Genomic DNA, 16130 nt, shown 5'->3' on the forward strand with positions numbered 1-16130 from the left:
TATTTCCAGGTACAAATCAAAAAATCAAAAAGATTTGAAATTGGAAAATAAACCAACAATAATTACTATACAAAATTTCACTACCGAAAGTGGTGCTTTTTTTGCTTCAATCAATTTAAGTTATCAGATTTTTGGTCTGGCACTGCATACGGCACCTATTGTTTTGGTTAATCACGCATTGACTGGGAATTCACATGTTGTGGGGTCAAAAGGATGGTGGAATGTACTTATAGGTAAAAACAGAACAATTGACACTGATAAATATACAATACTTGCTTTTAATGTGCCGGGAAATGGTTATGACGATACTATTATCGAAAACTATTTGGATTTTACGGCTAGAGATGTGGCCAGACTGTTTATAGAAGGGGTAAAATCGCTTCAGATTAATCAGTTGTTTGCCATTATTGGCGGTTCTGTAGGAGGAGGAATTGCTTGGGAAATTGCCGCATTGGAACTACAGATAACAAAACATTTAATTCCGATTGCAACCGACTGGAAATCGACAGATTGGCTTATTGCCAATTGTTTTCTGCAGGAACAAATTTTGAATAATTCGGCAAAGCCAATTGAAGACGCACGCATTCACGCGATGTTATGTTATAGAACGCCAGAATCTTTTAAGGCTAAATTTGACCGAACCATAAACGAAGAATTGGCTGTTTTTAACATCGAAAGTTGGCTGAATCATCATGGTGAGAAATTGCAGAAACGTTTTCAGCTTTCGGCGTATAAGTTGATGAATCAATTGCTGAAAACAATAGATATTTCCAGAAACAGAGAATCTTTTGTTGCTGTGGCATCACAAATTGAAGCCGATATTCATATTATTGGAATTAATTCGGATTTGTTTTTTACTGTAAATGAGAATAAAGAAACATACGAAACATTAAAAAAGCACAAAGAGAATGTAACGTTCCAAGAAATTGATTCCATTCACGGCCACGATGCTTTCTTGATTGAATATAAACAATTAGACAAATTGCTTAAAGGAATTTTTAAGCTTGAAAAAAATATATCAAAATGAAAATATTAAAATTTGGAGGTAAGTCTTTGTCAAACGGAGACGGAATCAATAAGGTTGTGGCAATTATTGCCGGGAAAGTGAATAACGGAGAGCAGATTGCAGTTGTGGTTTCGGCACGCGGAAATGCCACGGACGAACTGGAAGATATATTGGCTTTGGCTTCGAAAAACGGAAATTATAAACCGCTTTTTGAAGATTTTAAAAACTATCAGCAAGATGTTTACGTCGATGTGGATTTGTCTGAAGAGTTTGGCAAACTGGAAAAACTTTTTGAAGGCGTGAGCCTGATTGGGGATTACAGCGTGAAAATTAAGGACGAAGTACTGTCCAAAGGAGAGTTGATTTCGGCTAAACTGCTGACTGCAATTTTAATTAAAAATGGCATAAAAGCTAATTTTTCAGACACGAGAGAATTGATAAAAACGGACTCTAATTACGGAGATGCACAACCGGTTGAACAGCTTTCGAAGAAAAATGTGGTGGCCTATTTTAAGGAGCATAACGGCGAAACGGTAAATGTTGTGACTGGTTTTATTGGTTCCAATAATAAAAATGAAGCAACTACGCTGGGAAGAAATGGTAGTAATTATACGGCTTCGTTACTTGCGAATTATCTTGATGCGACGGAACTTCAAAATTATACTCACGTTGACGGAATTTATACAGCAAACCCAGATCTGGTTTTGGATGCTAAAAAAATAGACTATTTGACGTTTAACGAAGCGAATGAGCTGGCCAATTTCGGAGCAACAATTTTGCATGCAAAGACTATCATTCCTCTGTTGGAAAAAAATATTCCGCTTCGTATTTTGAACACATTCAATCATGAAAATCAAGGGACGTTAATTACTTCCAATGCCAATAAAGAAGGAATTAAAACGCTTTCGGTTTTGGAAAATGTGGCTTTGGTGAATTTGGAAGGAAGGGGATTACTTGGGAAAACAGGTGTTGATGCCCGTATTTTTAAAGTGATGGGTGATAATGATATTAGCGTTAGCATCATTTCGCAAGGTTCGTCTGAAAGAGGAATCGGAATTGTGGTTGATGCTGATAAAGCGACTCGTGCGATGATTGAATTGGAGCGAGAATTTGAAAACGACTTTTATTCTAAAGACGTTAATAAAATTACTGTTACCGATAATGTTTCGGTAATTTCGATTATTGGTCAGGATTTGAGTACTTTTCATAAACCGTACACAGCTTTAATCAAAAACAAAATTGTTCCTATCCTTTTCAATAATACGGTTACGGGCAAAAATGTGAGTTTGGTGGTGAAAAAATCGGAGCTGAACAAAGCTCTGAACGTTATTCATGGAGAGATTTTTGGAGTTTCCAAGAAAATAAATATTGCGATTTTTGGACACGGATTGGTAGGAGGAACGTTGATTAACCAAATTTTGGAATCATCTGGAGCTATCGAAAAACGCAAAGGAATCAAATTGAATGTTTTTGCGATTGCGAATTCTAAAAGTATTCTTCTTAATAAAAACGGTGTTTCACCAAACTGGAGAAATGAAATCCAAACAGCTGGAATTTCTTATACAATTGAAGATGTTATTGCTTACGCAAATGAGCACCACTTGGAGAATTTGATTGCCATTGATAACTCGGCTTCTACTTCTTTTGTTGAAAATTATATCAAATTGGCAGAAAACAGTTTTGACTTGATTTCGTCTAATAAAGTAGCCAATACATTGAGTTATTCGTTTTACAAAGAGCTGCGACAAGTATTGGAAGAAAACCAAAAAACATATTTGTATGAAACGAACGTAGGTGCAGGTTTGCCATTGATTGATACGATAAAATTATTGCACTTATCGGGTGAAAATATCACTAAGATAAAGGGCGTTTTCTCGGGAACTTTGAGCTATTTGTTCAATAATTTTTCTGCGAAAGATGCCCCGTTCAGCGAAATATTAAAAGAAGCCATCGATAACGGTTACACCGAACCAGACCCAAGAGAAGACCTTTGCGGAAATGACGTAGGTAGAAAATTATTGATATTGGCTAGAGAATTAGACCTGCAAAATGAGTTTGAGGAGATTTCGATTCAGAATTTAATTCCGGAGCATTTGCGTGAAGGAGATGTTTCTGATTTCTTAAATAAATTATCAGAGTTTGACCCAATTTATGCTAAAATTAAAGCAGATCAGCAACCAAACCATGTGTTGCGATACATCGGGGAATTATCTGGTGATTTGCAAAATGATAAAGGGAATCTGGAAGTAAAATTGGTTTCGGTGCCAAAAGAAACTGCTTTGGGCGGATTGAAAGGTTCGGATTCTTTCTTCGAAATTTACACGGAATCTTATGGAGACCGACCAATCGTGATTCAAGGAGCTGGAGCGGGATCGGCAGTAACAGCGAGAGGAGTTTTTGGAGATATTTTGAGATTATCGGATAAAGGGTAATGATTTAAGATTGCAGATTTTAGATATAAAAATAACCGTTGAATCTGCGTTAGAAAAATCGCATTATCAGCATTAAAAAAATTATGATAGAAGTTTTTAGGGGGTCGTATTTTGAAGCAATGAATGTTAGAAATTTATTAGAAGGAAAAGAAATTTCAGTTTTTACTCAAAATGAATATATGTCAAATATTGAGCCTTGGGTTGTTGCATCGGGAGGTTTAAATCCTGTAAAACTTCAAGTCGATGAATTGGATTTAGACGTATCAAGAATAATAGTTGATGATTATTTAAATGGCAATAATAATTTAGAAACTGGAGAAAAATAAAAAAATTCGCATCATTAGCGTTTAAAAAAACAAGCAAAATGAAAATAACACTTAACAGAGTAAACGACAACTTCCATTTTGAATTAAAAAATGAACGAGGTCACATTGTAAATGTTGATGCCCGTCCAGAATTTGGAGGAAATGATATGGGGCCAAGCCCAATGGAATTAGTATTAATGGGTGTCGCTGGCTGCAGTGGAATTGATATGATTTCGATTCTAAAAAAACAGCGCCAGGAAATCACTTCTTTCAAGGCTGAGGTAGAAGGCGAACGCGTACAAGTTGGCGAAGCAAAACCATTCAAAGATATTTATGTAGTTTTTTCTTTGGAAGGAAATATTAAAGAAGACAAAGCAGCAAAAGCAGCACAATTGTCTTTTGATAAATATTGCTCAGTTTCTAAAACGGTAGAACCAACGGCAACAATACATTACAAAGTAGTTTTGAATGGAGTGGAATTAGCGAAAATCTAAGACCACAAACAGCAAACTATCAACCATAAACATATTAAAATGAGCGAAGAAGAATTTGGTTTTGAAACACAGGCCATCCGTAACCAATTAGAAAGAACACAATTTTTGGAGCATTCAGTGCCTCTTTACTTAACGTCTAGTTTTGTATTTGAAGATGCTGAAGACATGCGTGCTTCTTTTGCAGATGAGAAAGACCGCAATATTTACAGTCGATACAGTAATCCAAATACCAACGAATTCGTTGATAAAGTTTGCAAAATGGAAGGTGCTGAAGCTGGTTTTGCATTTGCATCAGGAATGGCTGCGGTGTATTCTACTTTTACTGCTTTGTTGAAATCAGGAGATCATATCGTTTCTGCCAGCAGTGTTTTTGGGGCAACCCATTCCTTGTTTGTGAATTATTTTCCAAAGTGGGGAATCGAAACTTCCTATTTTGATCTTACTAAACCGGAAACCATTGAGAGTTTTATAAAACCAAATACGAAGATACTTTTTGCCGAATCGCCAACCAACCCAGCTGTTGATATTATTGATTTAGAACTTTTGGGAGCGATTGCCAAAAAACATAACTTGATTTTAATTATCGACAACTGTTTTGCTACGCCTTATCTTCAGCAGCCTATAAAATGGGGAGCGCATTTGGTAGTGCATTCTGCAACTAAATTGATTGATGGTCAAGGAAGAGTATTAGGAGGAATCACAGTAGGAAATGCCGATTTGATAAAAGATATTTATTTGTTTTCTCGACTGACAGGCCCTTCATTATCGCCTTTTAATGCTTGGGTATTGTCTAAAAGCTTGGAAACATTAGCAATTCGTGTTGATCGACACTGTGAAAATGCAATGAAAGTAGCTGAGTTTTTAGAAAGACATCCAAACGTAAATACCGTTAAATATCCATTCTTGAAGTCGCATCCGCAATACGAATTGGCCAAAAAGCAAATGAAATTAGGAGGGAATATTGTTGCTTTTGAAATTAAAGGCGGAATCGAAGCAGGAAGAGCCTTTTTGGATAAAATAAGATTGTGTTCATTGTCTCCAAATCTGGGTGATACCAGAACAATCGTAACACATCCGGCCTCTACAACTCACAGTAAATTGACTGTGGAAGAACGTTTGGCAGTGAGCATTACAGATGGATTGGTACGTGTTTCCGTAGGGCTTGAAACCGTGGAAGATGTTATTGCAGATTTAAAGCAGGCGCTTTCATAAATAATATTAATTTTAGAATGATGATTAATGATTTTAGATTGCAGATTTGTATTGCTTTCAAAAATTGTTAATCATCATTTATTTTTTTTAAAATTTGATTCACATTTTCTCTTATCATATGAAACCAAGACTTATCATTTTATCGGATTTGTGGGGAAAAGAAAAATCAGACTGGGTTTCTGGTTATGTTGAATTATTGAAGGATAAATTCGAAATTCAATATTATGATTGCTGTGAATTGGGCGAAATTGACAAAACATATTATACCGAAGAAAATCTCCATAGTCAGTTTATTAATGGAGGAATAGAGAAAGGTATGGAGAATCTTTTGAAAAGAGAAAAGAATCAAATCGATATTCTAGCTTTCAGTATAGGCGGAACGATTGCTTGGAAAGCAGCTTTAAAAGATTTGAAAGTTAGAAATTTATTAGCGGTTTCATCAACAAGATTACGGTGTGAGGATAAAATTCCTAATGGAGCAATAAAACTATATTATGGAGAAAATGACAGTAATATTCCAAACAAGAATTGGCTTCAAACACATTCGATAGATTTTGAAATCATAAAAAATAAAGAACACGATTTCTATACTGAAAAGGAATTTGCAGATTCAATTTGTGCCGAAATTTTAAAATAGTTTCATACAATTTGCTGATAAAAGGATAAAGTTTGTAGTTTCGTAAATATAATTTCAATGTGATTTAAATCTTAAAATCAAAAACATTCTAAATGCTTTCAAAGAAAACAAAATACGGAATTAAGGCTTTGACATTTTTGGCCAGACGTGAGAATAAAGAGCCTGTTGCTATTGCTGAAATTGCCCAAAGCGAGCATATATCAATTAAATTTCTGGAAAGTATTTTGTTATTACTCAGAAACTCTGGTTTTTTAGGAGCAAAAAAAGGAAAAGGCGGTGGCTACTATCTGATAAAAGACCCAAAAGATATCAGTATGGCCAAAGTATATCGCATCCTCGAAGGACCAATCGCTTTGCTTCCTTGCGCGAGTCACAATTTTTATGAAAGATGTGATGATTGTGACGACGAAACCAATTGTGGCGCACGTCGCTTAATGACTCAGGTTAGGGACAATACGCTTAAGGTTCTTGAAAATAACACTCTGGCAGACATTGCATTATAATTTATTAAATTTTATTTAAAAATAATTTTGAATTTAAAAAAAAGTGTTACTTTTGCAAAGTAATCTAGTAAGCCGATAGGGTAATGGATTTAAATAAAAATCAAATCTGCTTTTTCTCTCTCCTTTGGAGAGGGTTGGGTTGAGGAAAACATAAAAGATATGAGCACAGCAATAGCAAATACTTTATTAGAGAAAACAGCAGGTTTTTCCATTGAGGAAACCTTAGCTTTTTTAGCTAATGAATACAAAGGGAAAGTAGTTTTTTCGACTTCATTTGGTCAGGAAGACCAGGTTATAACCGTTTTGATTGCCAAAAATGAGTTACCGATAAATATTTTTACCCTTGACACAGGAAGATTATTTCAAGAAACCTATGATGTTTTTCATAGAACAATAAAAAAATACAAAGTAGCTATTCAAACTTATTTTCCAGAAGCCAGCGATGTAGAAAATTTATTGAATAAAAAAGGACCGAACAGTTTTTATGAATCGGTAGAGAACAGAAAGGAATGTTGTTTTATTCGAAAAGTAGCGCCATTGACCAAAGCTTTGAAAGGAAATGAAATTTGGATCACTGGTTTACGTGCCGAGCAATCAGAAAATAGAAATGATTTGGCAGTATTTGAATACGATGCACATTTCAATATTATAAAATTCAATCCATTGTTGAAATGGAGTTTGGCTGATGTTCAAAAGTATATTGATGATAATAACGTACCGCAAAACGCTTTACACAAAAAGGGTTTTGTAAGTATCGGTTGTGCGCCATGTACGAGAGCTATTGCCGAAGGAGAAGATATCAGAGCAGGAAGATGGTCATGGGAATCTAGTCATAAAGAATGCGGATTACACCAGAAGTAGGAAGGCAGATTTAGAGAATAGAAAATAGAATAAAGAGAATAGAAATAACAATAATAGTTGAGAGATTTTAGTCGAAGCCACAACAAGCTGAAACTTTAAACTTTAAACTTTTAAACTTAAAAAATGAGTTCAATATTAAAAACAAATGCTTTAGAAAGCGAAGCAATTTACATATTCAGAGAAGTAATTTCTCAATTTGACAAACCCGTTTTGCTTTTTTCAGGCGGTAAAGATTCAATTACATTAGTGCGTTTGGCGCAAAAAGCATTTTTCCCAGCCAAAATTCCTTTTCCATTGCTACACGTGGATACAGGACATAATTTCCCTGAAACGATTGCCTTTAGAGATAAATTGGTTGCTGAATTAGGTTTGGAATTAATCGTTCGTAACGTACAGGATGCTATTGACCAAGGTAAAGTAGTGGAAGAATCTGGTAAATATTCCAGCAGAAACAGTTTGCAGACGACTACATTATTAGACGCTATCGAAGAATTTAAATTTGATGCTTGTATAGGTGGAGCGCGTCGTGATGAAGAAAAAGCAAGAGCAAAAGAGCGTATTTTTTCTGTTCGTGATGATTTTGGACAATGGGATGAAAAAAACCAACGCCCTGAATTATTTGATCTTTTGAACGGAAAAATTGAAAATGGTCAAAACGTTCGTGTTTTTCCAATTTCAAACTGGACCGAATTGGATGTTTGGAGTTATATAGAACAAGAACAAATCGAAATTCCGTCGATTTACTTTTCACACAAACGTAAAGTGTTTATTAGAGACGGTATGATTTGGTCACATTCTCCTTTTGTGTACCAAGAAGAAGATGAAGAAATAGAAGAAAGAATTGTTCGTTTTAGAACTGTTGGAGATATGAGCTGTACCGCTGCGGTAGATTCGTATGCTGCAACAATTGCTGAAGTTGTTGGCGAAATCAGATCTTCGACTATTTCAGAAAGAGGAGCCAGAATCGATGACAAACGTTCTGAAGCTGCTATGGAAAAAAGAAAACAACAAGGGTACTTTTAGAAAACAATTATAAATTATGAATTATAAATTATGAATTGTTCCGACACATTTAAAATTTAAAATTCAACATTTAAAATAAAAAAATCAAATTTAGAAGTTTACATAGAGGTGTTTTGGAAATCTTAAACCTTAAACTTTAAACAAAAAATAAGAATGGAAGTTTTAAAAATAGCAACAGCTGGAAGCGTAGATGACGGAAAGAGTACTTTAATCGGAAGGTTATTATATGATACACAATCTTTAACTACCGATAAATTAGAAGCAATAGAAAAAAGCAGTAAGCAAAAAGGATACGATTATTTAGATTTTTCTTTGGCTACCGATGGTTTGGTTGCCGAGAGAGAACAAGGAATTACAATTGACGTAGCGCATATTTATTTTTCGACTGCGAAAAAAAGTTACATTATTGCCGATACTCCGGGTCACGTAGAATATACTCGTAACATGGTTACCGGTGCATCGACTTCACAAGTGTCCATCATTTTGATCGATGCCCGTAAAGGAGTTATTGAGCAAACGTACCGTCACTTTTTTATCAATAATTTATTGAGAGTAAAAGATGTGATTGTTGCGGTAAACAAAATGGATTTGGTTGATTATTCGGAAGAAGTTTATAATAAAATCAAAGCTGATTTTCAGGCATTAAATGCAAAAAGCGCCTACAAAGAACAAAACGTAAGCTACATTCCGTTAAGTGCTTTAACAGGAGATAATGTAGTGGAAACATTAGGAAAAATGCCTTGGTACACTGGACAAACTATTCTGCAGCATTTGGAAGGTTTAGAGCCAAAAGATATTTACGATAACGGACAAGCTCGTTTCCCAGTGCAGACAGTAATTCGTCCAAAAACGGAAGAATACCACGACTTTAGAGGATATGCTGGAAAATTATACGGAAACAATATCAAAGTTGGAGATGCCGTTACAGTATTGCCTTCTTTGACAGAATCAAAAGTGACTAACATTCACTTTTTTGACCAACAGTTTGATGAAGCTACGGCTGGTTCTTCAATTACTATCGAATTGGAAAATGACATCAATGTGACAAGAGGCGATATGATTGTAAAATCTAATGAGCTTCCTAGAGTTGAAAAAGACATCACAACAACAGTTTGCTGGATGGACAGCAAGAAATTAGTGGCTGGCGCAAAGTATTTTGTGCAGCACAATACCAATAGAGTTTTGGCAAAAATTGACAGTGTGAAAAATGTAATCGCAACCGATTATTCTGGAACAACCCCAGCAACTCAATTAGCTATTAATGAAATTGGAGAAGTGACCATTAAATTGAGCAAAGCCATTTATTTTGATGCTTACACAGACAATAAATCAAATGGAGCCTTCATCTTGATAGATGCCGCAACCAACACAACAGCAGGAGTTGGATTTATAAAATAGTTGATAGTTAATGGCTTGTAGTTGATAGTTATGATTACAACGGCCATACACCAGCAACAATAGACAATAGACAAAAAAAACTAAATAAGATGCAAAGTTTTAGAGACGAAATAGAAAACCCGATTGTCCAAAAAGAGATTATCGATTTAGAGAAAAAGATTTATTCTTTCCGTAACGGACAAATCGATGATGAGCGTTTTCGCAGTCTTCGTTTAGCACGCGGAATTTACGGTCAGCGTCAGGAAGGTGTGCAGATGATTCGTATTAAATTGCCTTACGGAAAAGTAACTAGCGAACAATTGAATAGAATTACTGAAGTTTCAGATAAATATTCTACAGGACGGTTGCATATAACAACCCGTCAGGATATCCAAATTCACTATGTTAGTTTAGACAGAACGCCTGAGCTTTGGGCAGACTTGGCCAAAGACAATATTACGTTGCGTGAAGCTTGTGGAAACACAGTTCGTAATATTACAGGAAGTGAATTGGCCGGTGTAGATGTTGACGAACCTTTTGATGTGACGCCTTATGCACATGGTTTATTTGAATATTTGTTGCGTAACCCAATTTGTCAGGAAATGGGACGTAAGTTCAAAATATCATTCTCATCTTCTGATAAAGATACGGCTTTGAGTTATTTACACGATTTAGGATTTATTCCAAAAATTGTAAATGGCGAAAAAGGTTTCAAAATTATGTTTGCAGGTGGTTTGGGTTCACAGCCAAGTCACGCTGAATTGCTTTCAGAATTCGTACCGGTAAACCAAATTATTCCAACTGCGGAAGGAATCATCAGAGTTTTTGACCGTCACGGAGAAAGAGCAAAACGTTTGAAAGCACGTATGAAATTCTTAATCAAAGACCTAGGTCGTGATGAATTTTTACGTTTAGTGGAAGAAGAGAAAAAAGCATTGCCTTTCCACTCTTACGAAATAGATACGACTGCATTTGAAGGTCCAATTACAGAACCTTTATTAGCTGTGCCTTCAGCAACAATTGATGATGCAGCAGCTTTTGAAGTTTGGAAAAAATCAAATGTTATTCCACAAAAACAAGCAGGATATGTGGCAATTGGTGTAAAAGTACTTTTAGGAGATTTCTATACTGACAAAGCAAGATTATTAGCTGATTTGATTAAAAATTATGGAGCCAACGAATTGCGTTTTTCATTAAGACAAAACATCGTTATTCGTAATATTAAAGAAGAAAACTTACCTTTCTTTTACCAAGAATTAGCCAAATTAGAAATGGTTAGTTTAGGATATGATACCATCGGAGATATCACGGCTTGTCCTGGGACAGATACTTGTAATTTAGGAATTGCAAGCAGTACGGGAATTGCAGATGAATTAGAAAGAGTAATCAAAGCAGAATTTCCTCAATACAGCAACAACACAGAAATTGAAATCAAAATCAGTGGTTGTATGAATGCTTGCGGACAGCACAATATGTCAGCAATTGGTTTCCAAGGAATGTCTATCAACTCAGGAAAATTAGTAGCGCCAGCGTTACAGGTTTTATTGGGAGGAGGAAGATTAGGAAATGGAGCAGGACGTTTTTCTGATAAAGTAATCAAAATACCAAGCCGAAGAGGGCCGGATGCTTTGCGATTAATTTTAAATGATTATGAAGCCAATGGAAATGGACAATCATTCCTTAATTATTATGATGCCAAAGGAGAGAAATATTTCTATGAATTCTTAAAACCATTAGCGGATGTAACTAATTTGACCGATGCAGATTTTGTGGATTGGGGTAATGCCGATAACTATGTGAAAGCAGTTGGAGTTGGAGAATGTGCTGGTGTTGTAATTGATTTAGTAGCTACGTTATTATTCGAAGCTAAAGATAAATTAATCGTGGCTCAGGAATCTTTCGCAGACGGAAAATGGTCAGATTCTATTTATCAAGCCTATGCTGGATTCGTAAATGGAGCGAAAGCTTTATTGTTATCTGAAAACGAAAAAACAAATACGCATTCAGGAATTATCGATTTATTTGATACTGTTTTTGTTGCAACTAATAAAATTCAATTGGATTCAACTTTTACTGAGTTGGTTTACCAAATCAATAAAAATGAGCCTTCAGAAGCTTTTGCAAAAGAATATATTGAGCAGGGAATTGCCTTTTTCGATAAAATTGAAACATATAGAGCCAAAGATTTAGCTGATGCTTAATACAATAAAACCCAAAGTAACTTTAGTTGGTGCCGGTCCTGGAGATCCAGACTTGCTTACGCTAAAAGGCGCAAATGCACTGGCTGAAGCGAACGTGGTTTTGTATGATGCCTTGGCAAATGAAGAAATATTGAAGCACGCTCCTCACAATGCCATCAAGATTTTTGTTGGAAAACAAATTGGAAATCACGCCTACACGCAAGACCAAATCAATCAGTTGATTGTTGACAACGCTTTGACGTATGGAAATGTGGTGCGCTTAAAAGGGGGAGATTCTTTTGTTTTTGGAAGAGGAAGTGAAGAAATAGATTACGCAGAAAGTTTTGGAATTCCTACATTTGTGGTTCCCGGAATTTCATCGGCGATTGCAGTTCCTGCTTATCAGGGGATTTCATTGACCAAAAGAGGAACTTCAGAAAGTTTTTGGGTAATAACGGGAACAACTTCCGACAGAAATTTGTCTAGTGATATCGCTCTCGCAGCACAATCATCAGCAACGATTGTGATTTTGATGGGAATGAGTAAACTGTCTCATATTGTGGCACTATTTCAAAAGGAATCCAAAGGAAAAACTCCCGTTGCGATTATTCAAAACGGAACAATGCCAAACGAAAAAATAGGCGTGGGAACAATTGACACGATTCAGGAAGTGGCTGTCAAAAATAATTTAAGCTCGCCGGCAATTATCATAATTGGAGAAGTAGTCAAAGAGAGCAATAAGTTGAAAGGTTTTTACGAGCAATTCGTAACTGCTGAAATAAAATTATAATGGAAAGGAACGAATTATACCCTATTTTTTTAAAACTGCATAACATTAATGTACTTATTGTAGGTGGTGGAAACGTTGGTTTGGAAAAGCTGTCGTTTATGTTGAAATCTAGTCCCAATGCCAATGTTGAGGTTGTGGCAACAAAGTTCTTACCCGAATTGGAAGCATTAGTCGAAAAATATCCTTCGGTAAAATTGACCAAAGCGAAGTTCAAGAAAAAAATGCTGAAAAAACGCCACATGGTTATCGCTTGCACCGATGATTTGAAAGTCAATAAAAGGGTTTATGAGTTAGCTCGAAAGCGTTATTTGATTTGCAATATTGCCGACACACCCGATTTATGCGATTATTATTTGGGTGGCATCGTAACTAAAGGAAATGTAAAAATTGCCATTTCAACCAACGGAAAATCGCCAACAACGGCCAAAAGATTACGCGAGTTTTTTGAAGAAGTAATTCCGGAAGACATCAATAAAATGGTCGAAAACCTGAATGAATATCGCAAAACCTTAAAAGGTAATTTTGAAGAAAAAGTTCAAAAGATGAACGAAATCACCGAAGGATTGAAAAAAAAATAATATAAAAATAGCGGATGAAATTCTCTGATATTAGTCATATTTAGAAATTGAAAACATTCGTTTATTTGCGCACTAAATAAAAATAATAATAAGAAGTAAAATTTAAATATAATGGTTAAAACAGACATACTTATAATAGGAGCTGGGCCAACAGGTCTATTCGCCGTTTTCGAAGCAGGATTATTAAAATTAAAATGTCATATTTTGGATGCCTTACCGCAACCGGGAGGACAATTATCAGAATTGTATCCAAAGAAACCAATCTATGATATTCCGGGGTTCCCTGAAGTATTGGCTGGTGATTTGGTGGATAATTTAATGGAACAAATCAAGCAGTTTGAACCAGGATTTACTCTTGGAGAACGTGCAGAAACTATCGAAAAACAAGAAGACGGAAGTTTTATTGTGACTTCTAATAAAGGGAAGAAATTCCATGCGCCTGTTGTAGCTATTGCTGGAGGATTGGGAAGTTTTGAACCAAGAAAACCACTTATCGAAGACATTGAATTTTACGAAGATAAAGGAGTGAAATACTTTATCAAAAATCCTGAGAAATTCAGAGACAAGAGAGTCGTGATTTCTGGAGGTGGAGATTCCGCTTTGGACTGGAGTATTTTCTTGGCTAATGTCGCTTCAGAGGTAACTTTGATTCACCGCAGAAATGAATTTAGAGGAGCTCTTGATTCTGTTGAAAAAGTACAGGAATTGAAATCATCTGGAAAAATCAAAATGATTACTCCTGGAGAAGTAATTGGTTTAAACGGAGCAGAACATTTAGAGTCTGTTGATGTTGAAGAAGATGGTGCACACCAAAACATTAAAACCGATTTTTTCATTCCACTTTTTGGATTGACGCCAAAATTAGGTCCAATCGCACACTGGGGATTAGAAATCGAGAAAAATGCGATCAAAGTAGACAATGCTTTAGATTATCAAACAAATATTCCTGGAATCTTCGCCATTGGTGACGTAAACACGTATCCAGGGAAATTAAAATTGATTCTTTGCGGATTCCACGAAGCCACATTAATGTGTCAAGCGGCTTACCAAATCATCAATCCTGGTAAAAAATATGTAATGAAATACACCACCGTTTCCGGAGTTGACGGATTCGACGGTACTCGTAAAGAAGCTCCAAAAGCGGTAGTGAAAGCTATTGTATAGTTTCGGTTATTAGGTTTAAAAGTTTAAATTGTTTAAAAGTTTAAGTGTTGTGTGGTTCGGCGACAATCTTAAAACAACTTTAAACAATTTAAACTTTTTTTAAACCAATCTTAAACCTTCAAAAAAACTTGCAATTCTTGGCACTATGTCGTTACTTTGCAACGTTCCTTTTTTTATTGAAAGTTATCACGAAAGGCGGAGGGAAAAGACCCAATGAAACCTTAGCAACCCTTTACTTTTTTAAAGAAGGTGCTACATTCTACCACGCATCGCGCGGATAGATAACACAAGATACATCACGTATTTTTCAAACCTTTTCCTGATAACATTTCGATAATTTTTTAAAGCGAAAGATTGGTGCATTTTTTGCAGTCAACGTTCCCGCTGTACGCTATATCTTTTATTCTGAACCACAGAATAAAAGGTAATTGCGAGAGCAATTGGACATCGAGGCTAAAGAGCCAGAATTAGGAATTTTGGAAAAATAGTAATCAAAAAGCTTTGCGCCCTGGCGACTTAGCGGTTTAAAATAAGTTATGTCAACAATTCAAGAAGAAATAAAAAAGAGAATACTCGTGCTCGACGGAGCAATGGGGACAATGCTGCAACGTTATAATTTCTCCGAAGAAGATTTTCGTGGCGAACGATTCAAAGATTTCCCTCATCCGCTGAAAGGGAACAACGATTTATTGTCCCTAACGCAGCCACAGGCCATCAAAGCCGTGCACGCAGCTTATTTTGAAGCAGGAGCCGATATTGTAGAAACCAACACTTTCTCAGGAACCACGATAGGAATGGCGGATTATTACCTAGAAGAATATGTTTATGAATTGAACTATGAATCGGCAAAAATTGCCCGTGAAGTAGCCGATGAATTCACTGCCAAAAATCCAAACCAGCCTCGTTTTGTTGCCGGTTCAATAGGCCCGACAAACCGTACGGCGAGTATGTCGCCAGACGTAAACGATCCAGGATACAGAGCCGTAACTTTTGATGATTTGCGCATTGCTTACAAACAACAAGTTGAAGCCTTAATCGACGGCGGTTGCGATTTACTTTTGGTGGAAACCATTTTTGATACTTTAAATGCTAAAGCGGCACTTTTTGCAATCGAGCAAGTGAAAGAAGAACGCAATCTTGACATTCCAATCATGGTTTCAGGAACTATTACTGATGCTTCGGGAAGAACACTTTCTGGGCAAACGGTGGAAGCCTTTTTGGTTTCGGTTTCGCATATTCCGTTGTTGAGTGTAGGATTCAATTGTGCCCTTGGTGCCGATTTATTGAAACCGTATCTGCAGACTTTGTCTCATAACACTTCTTTCAACGTTTCGGCGCATCCAAATGCAGGATTGCCAAATGCCTTTGGGGAATATGATGAAACACCAGAGCAAATGCAGGCATTCATAAAAGAATATCTAGACGATAATTTAATAAACATCATAGGCGGCTGTTGCGGAACAACCCCAAATCATATCAAGTTGATTGCTGATATTGCGAAGGATTATAAACCGCGAGTTTCGACAGCGGTGATGTAGACTGTGAAAAATAAATTTAAAATTAAATAA

15 protein-coding genes and 1 riboswitch are annotated in these 16130 nt (G+C 36.0%); all 15 genes read left to right on the forward strand.

Features of this window, described 5'->3' with window-relative positions; all coding sequences use genetic code 11:
- Positions 1-40 precede the first annotated feature (40 nt).
- The 15 genes from CLU83_RS19140 to CLU83_RS19210 all read left to right on the forward strand — a co-directional run bounded on the left by CLU83_RS19140 (position 41) and on the right by CLU83_RS19210 (position 16100).
- Positions 41-1027 carry an alpha/beta fold hydrolase gene (locus CLU83_RS19140; protein ID WP_232727190.1) on the forward strand — a complete coding sequence of 329 codons (987 nt, stop codon included), beginning with the start codon at positions 41-43 and terminating at the stop codon, positions 1025-1027.
- Positions 1024-3438, forward strand: a complete 2415-nt coding sequence (thrA, locus tag CLU83_RS19145; protein ID WP_100433083.1) for a bifunctional aspartate kinase/homoserine dehydrogenase I — start codon at positions 1024-1026, stop codon at positions 3436-3438. Before CLU83_RS19140 ends, thrA begins: the two co-directional genes overlap by 4 nt.
- Positions 3439-3521: 83 nt before the next feature.
- Positions 3522-3764: a putative signal transducing protein gene (locus CLU83_RS19150; RefSeq protein WP_100433084.1), complete on the forward strand. Its 243-nt coding sequence runs from the start codon at positions 3522-3524 to the stop codon at positions 3762-3764.
- 38 nt (positions 3765-3802) lie between these two features.
- A complete protein-coding gene (locus CLU83_RS19155; RefSeq protein ID WP_100433085.1) occupies positions 3803-4237 on the forward strand; it encodes an OsmC family protein in 435 nt (144 codons plus the stop codon).
- 39 nt (positions 4238-4276) lie between these two features.
- A complete protein-coding gene (locus CLU83_RS19160) occupies positions 4277-5449 on the forward strand; it encodes a PLP-dependent aspartate aminotransferase family protein (protein ID WP_100433086.1) in 1173 nt (390 codons plus the stop codon).
- Between the two features lie 118 nt (positions 5450-5567).
- Positions 5568-6086 (forward strand): alpha/beta hydrolase, encoded by a 519-nt coding sequence (locus CLU83_RS19165; RefSeq protein WP_100433087.1) that lies wholly within the window; start codon positions 5568-5570, stop codon positions 6084-6086.
- Positions 6087-6178: 92 nt separating this feature from the next.
- Positions 6179-6589, forward strand: a complete 411-nt coding sequence (locus CLU83_RS19170) for an Rrf2 family transcriptional regulator (protein ID WP_100433088.1) — start codon at positions 6179-6181, stop codon at positions 6587-6589.
- 159 nt (positions 6590-6748) lie between these two features.
- Positions 6749-7450: a phosphoadenylyl-sulfate reductase gene (locus CLU83_RS19175; RefSeq protein WP_100433089.1), complete on the forward strand. Its 702-nt coding sequence runs from the start codon at positions 6749-6751 to the stop codon at positions 7448-7450.
- Between the two features lie 123 nt (positions 7451-7573).
- A complete protein-coding gene (cysD, locus tag CLU83_RS19180) occupies positions 7574-8473 on the forward strand; it encodes a sulfate adenylyltransferase subunit CysD (protein ID WP_100433090.1) in 900 nt (299 codons plus the stop codon).
- A gap of 153 nt (positions 8474-8626) precedes the next feature.
- Entirely contained in the window at positions 8627-9871 is a 1245-nt protein-coding gene (locus CLU83_RS19185) for a sulfate adenylyltransferase subunit 1 (RefSeq protein ID WP_100433091.1), read from the forward strand.
- An 89-nt stretch (positions 9872-9960) separates the two neighbouring features.
- Positions 9961-12051 carry a HEPN domain-containing protein gene (locus CLU83_RS19190; RefSeq protein ID WP_100433092.1) on the forward strand — a complete coding sequence of 697 codons (2091 nt, stop codon included), beginning with the start codon at positions 9961-9963 and terminating at the stop codon, positions 12049-12051.
- Positions 12044-12820 (forward strand): uroporphyrinogen-III C-methyltransferase, encoded by a 777-nt coding sequence (gene cobA / locus CLU83_RS19195; protein ID WP_100433093.1) that lies wholly within the window; start codon positions 12044-12046, stop codon positions 12818-12820. Before CLU83_RS19190 ends, cobA begins: the two co-directional genes overlap by 8 nt.
- Positions 12820-13398, forward strand: coding sequence for a bifunctional precorrin-2 dehydrogenase/sirohydrochlorin ferrochelatase (locus CLU83_RS19200; RefSeq protein WP_100433094.1), 579 nt, complete (start codon positions 12820-12822; stop codon positions 13396-13398). The genes cobA and CLU83_RS19200 overlap by 1 nt, the downstream gene beginning before the upstream one ends.
- 111 nt (positions 13399-13509) lie before the next feature.
- Positions 13510-14562, forward strand: a complete 1053-nt coding sequence (locus CLU83_RS19205; protein WP_100433095.1) for an NAD(P)/FAD-dependent oxidoreductase — start codon at positions 13510-13512, stop codon at positions 14560-14562.
- A gap of 180 nt (positions 14563-14742) precedes the next feature.
- Positions 14743-14850, forward strand: a riboswitch (SAM riboswitch).
- A gap of 248 nt (positions 14851-15098) precedes the next feature.
- Positions 15099-16100, forward strand: a complete 1002-nt coding sequence (locus CLU83_RS19210; protein ID WP_100433096.1) for a homocysteine S-methyltransferase family protein — start codon at positions 15099-15101, stop codon at positions 16098-16100.
- Positions 16101-16130 lie beyond the last annotated feature (30 nt).

Origin of the sequence: Flavobacterium sp. 1 (assembly GCF_002797935.1) — a bacterium.
In the GTDB taxonomy this organism is placed as follows: Bacteria; Bacteroidota; Bacteroidia; order Flavobacteriales; family Flavobacteriaceae; genus Flavobacterium.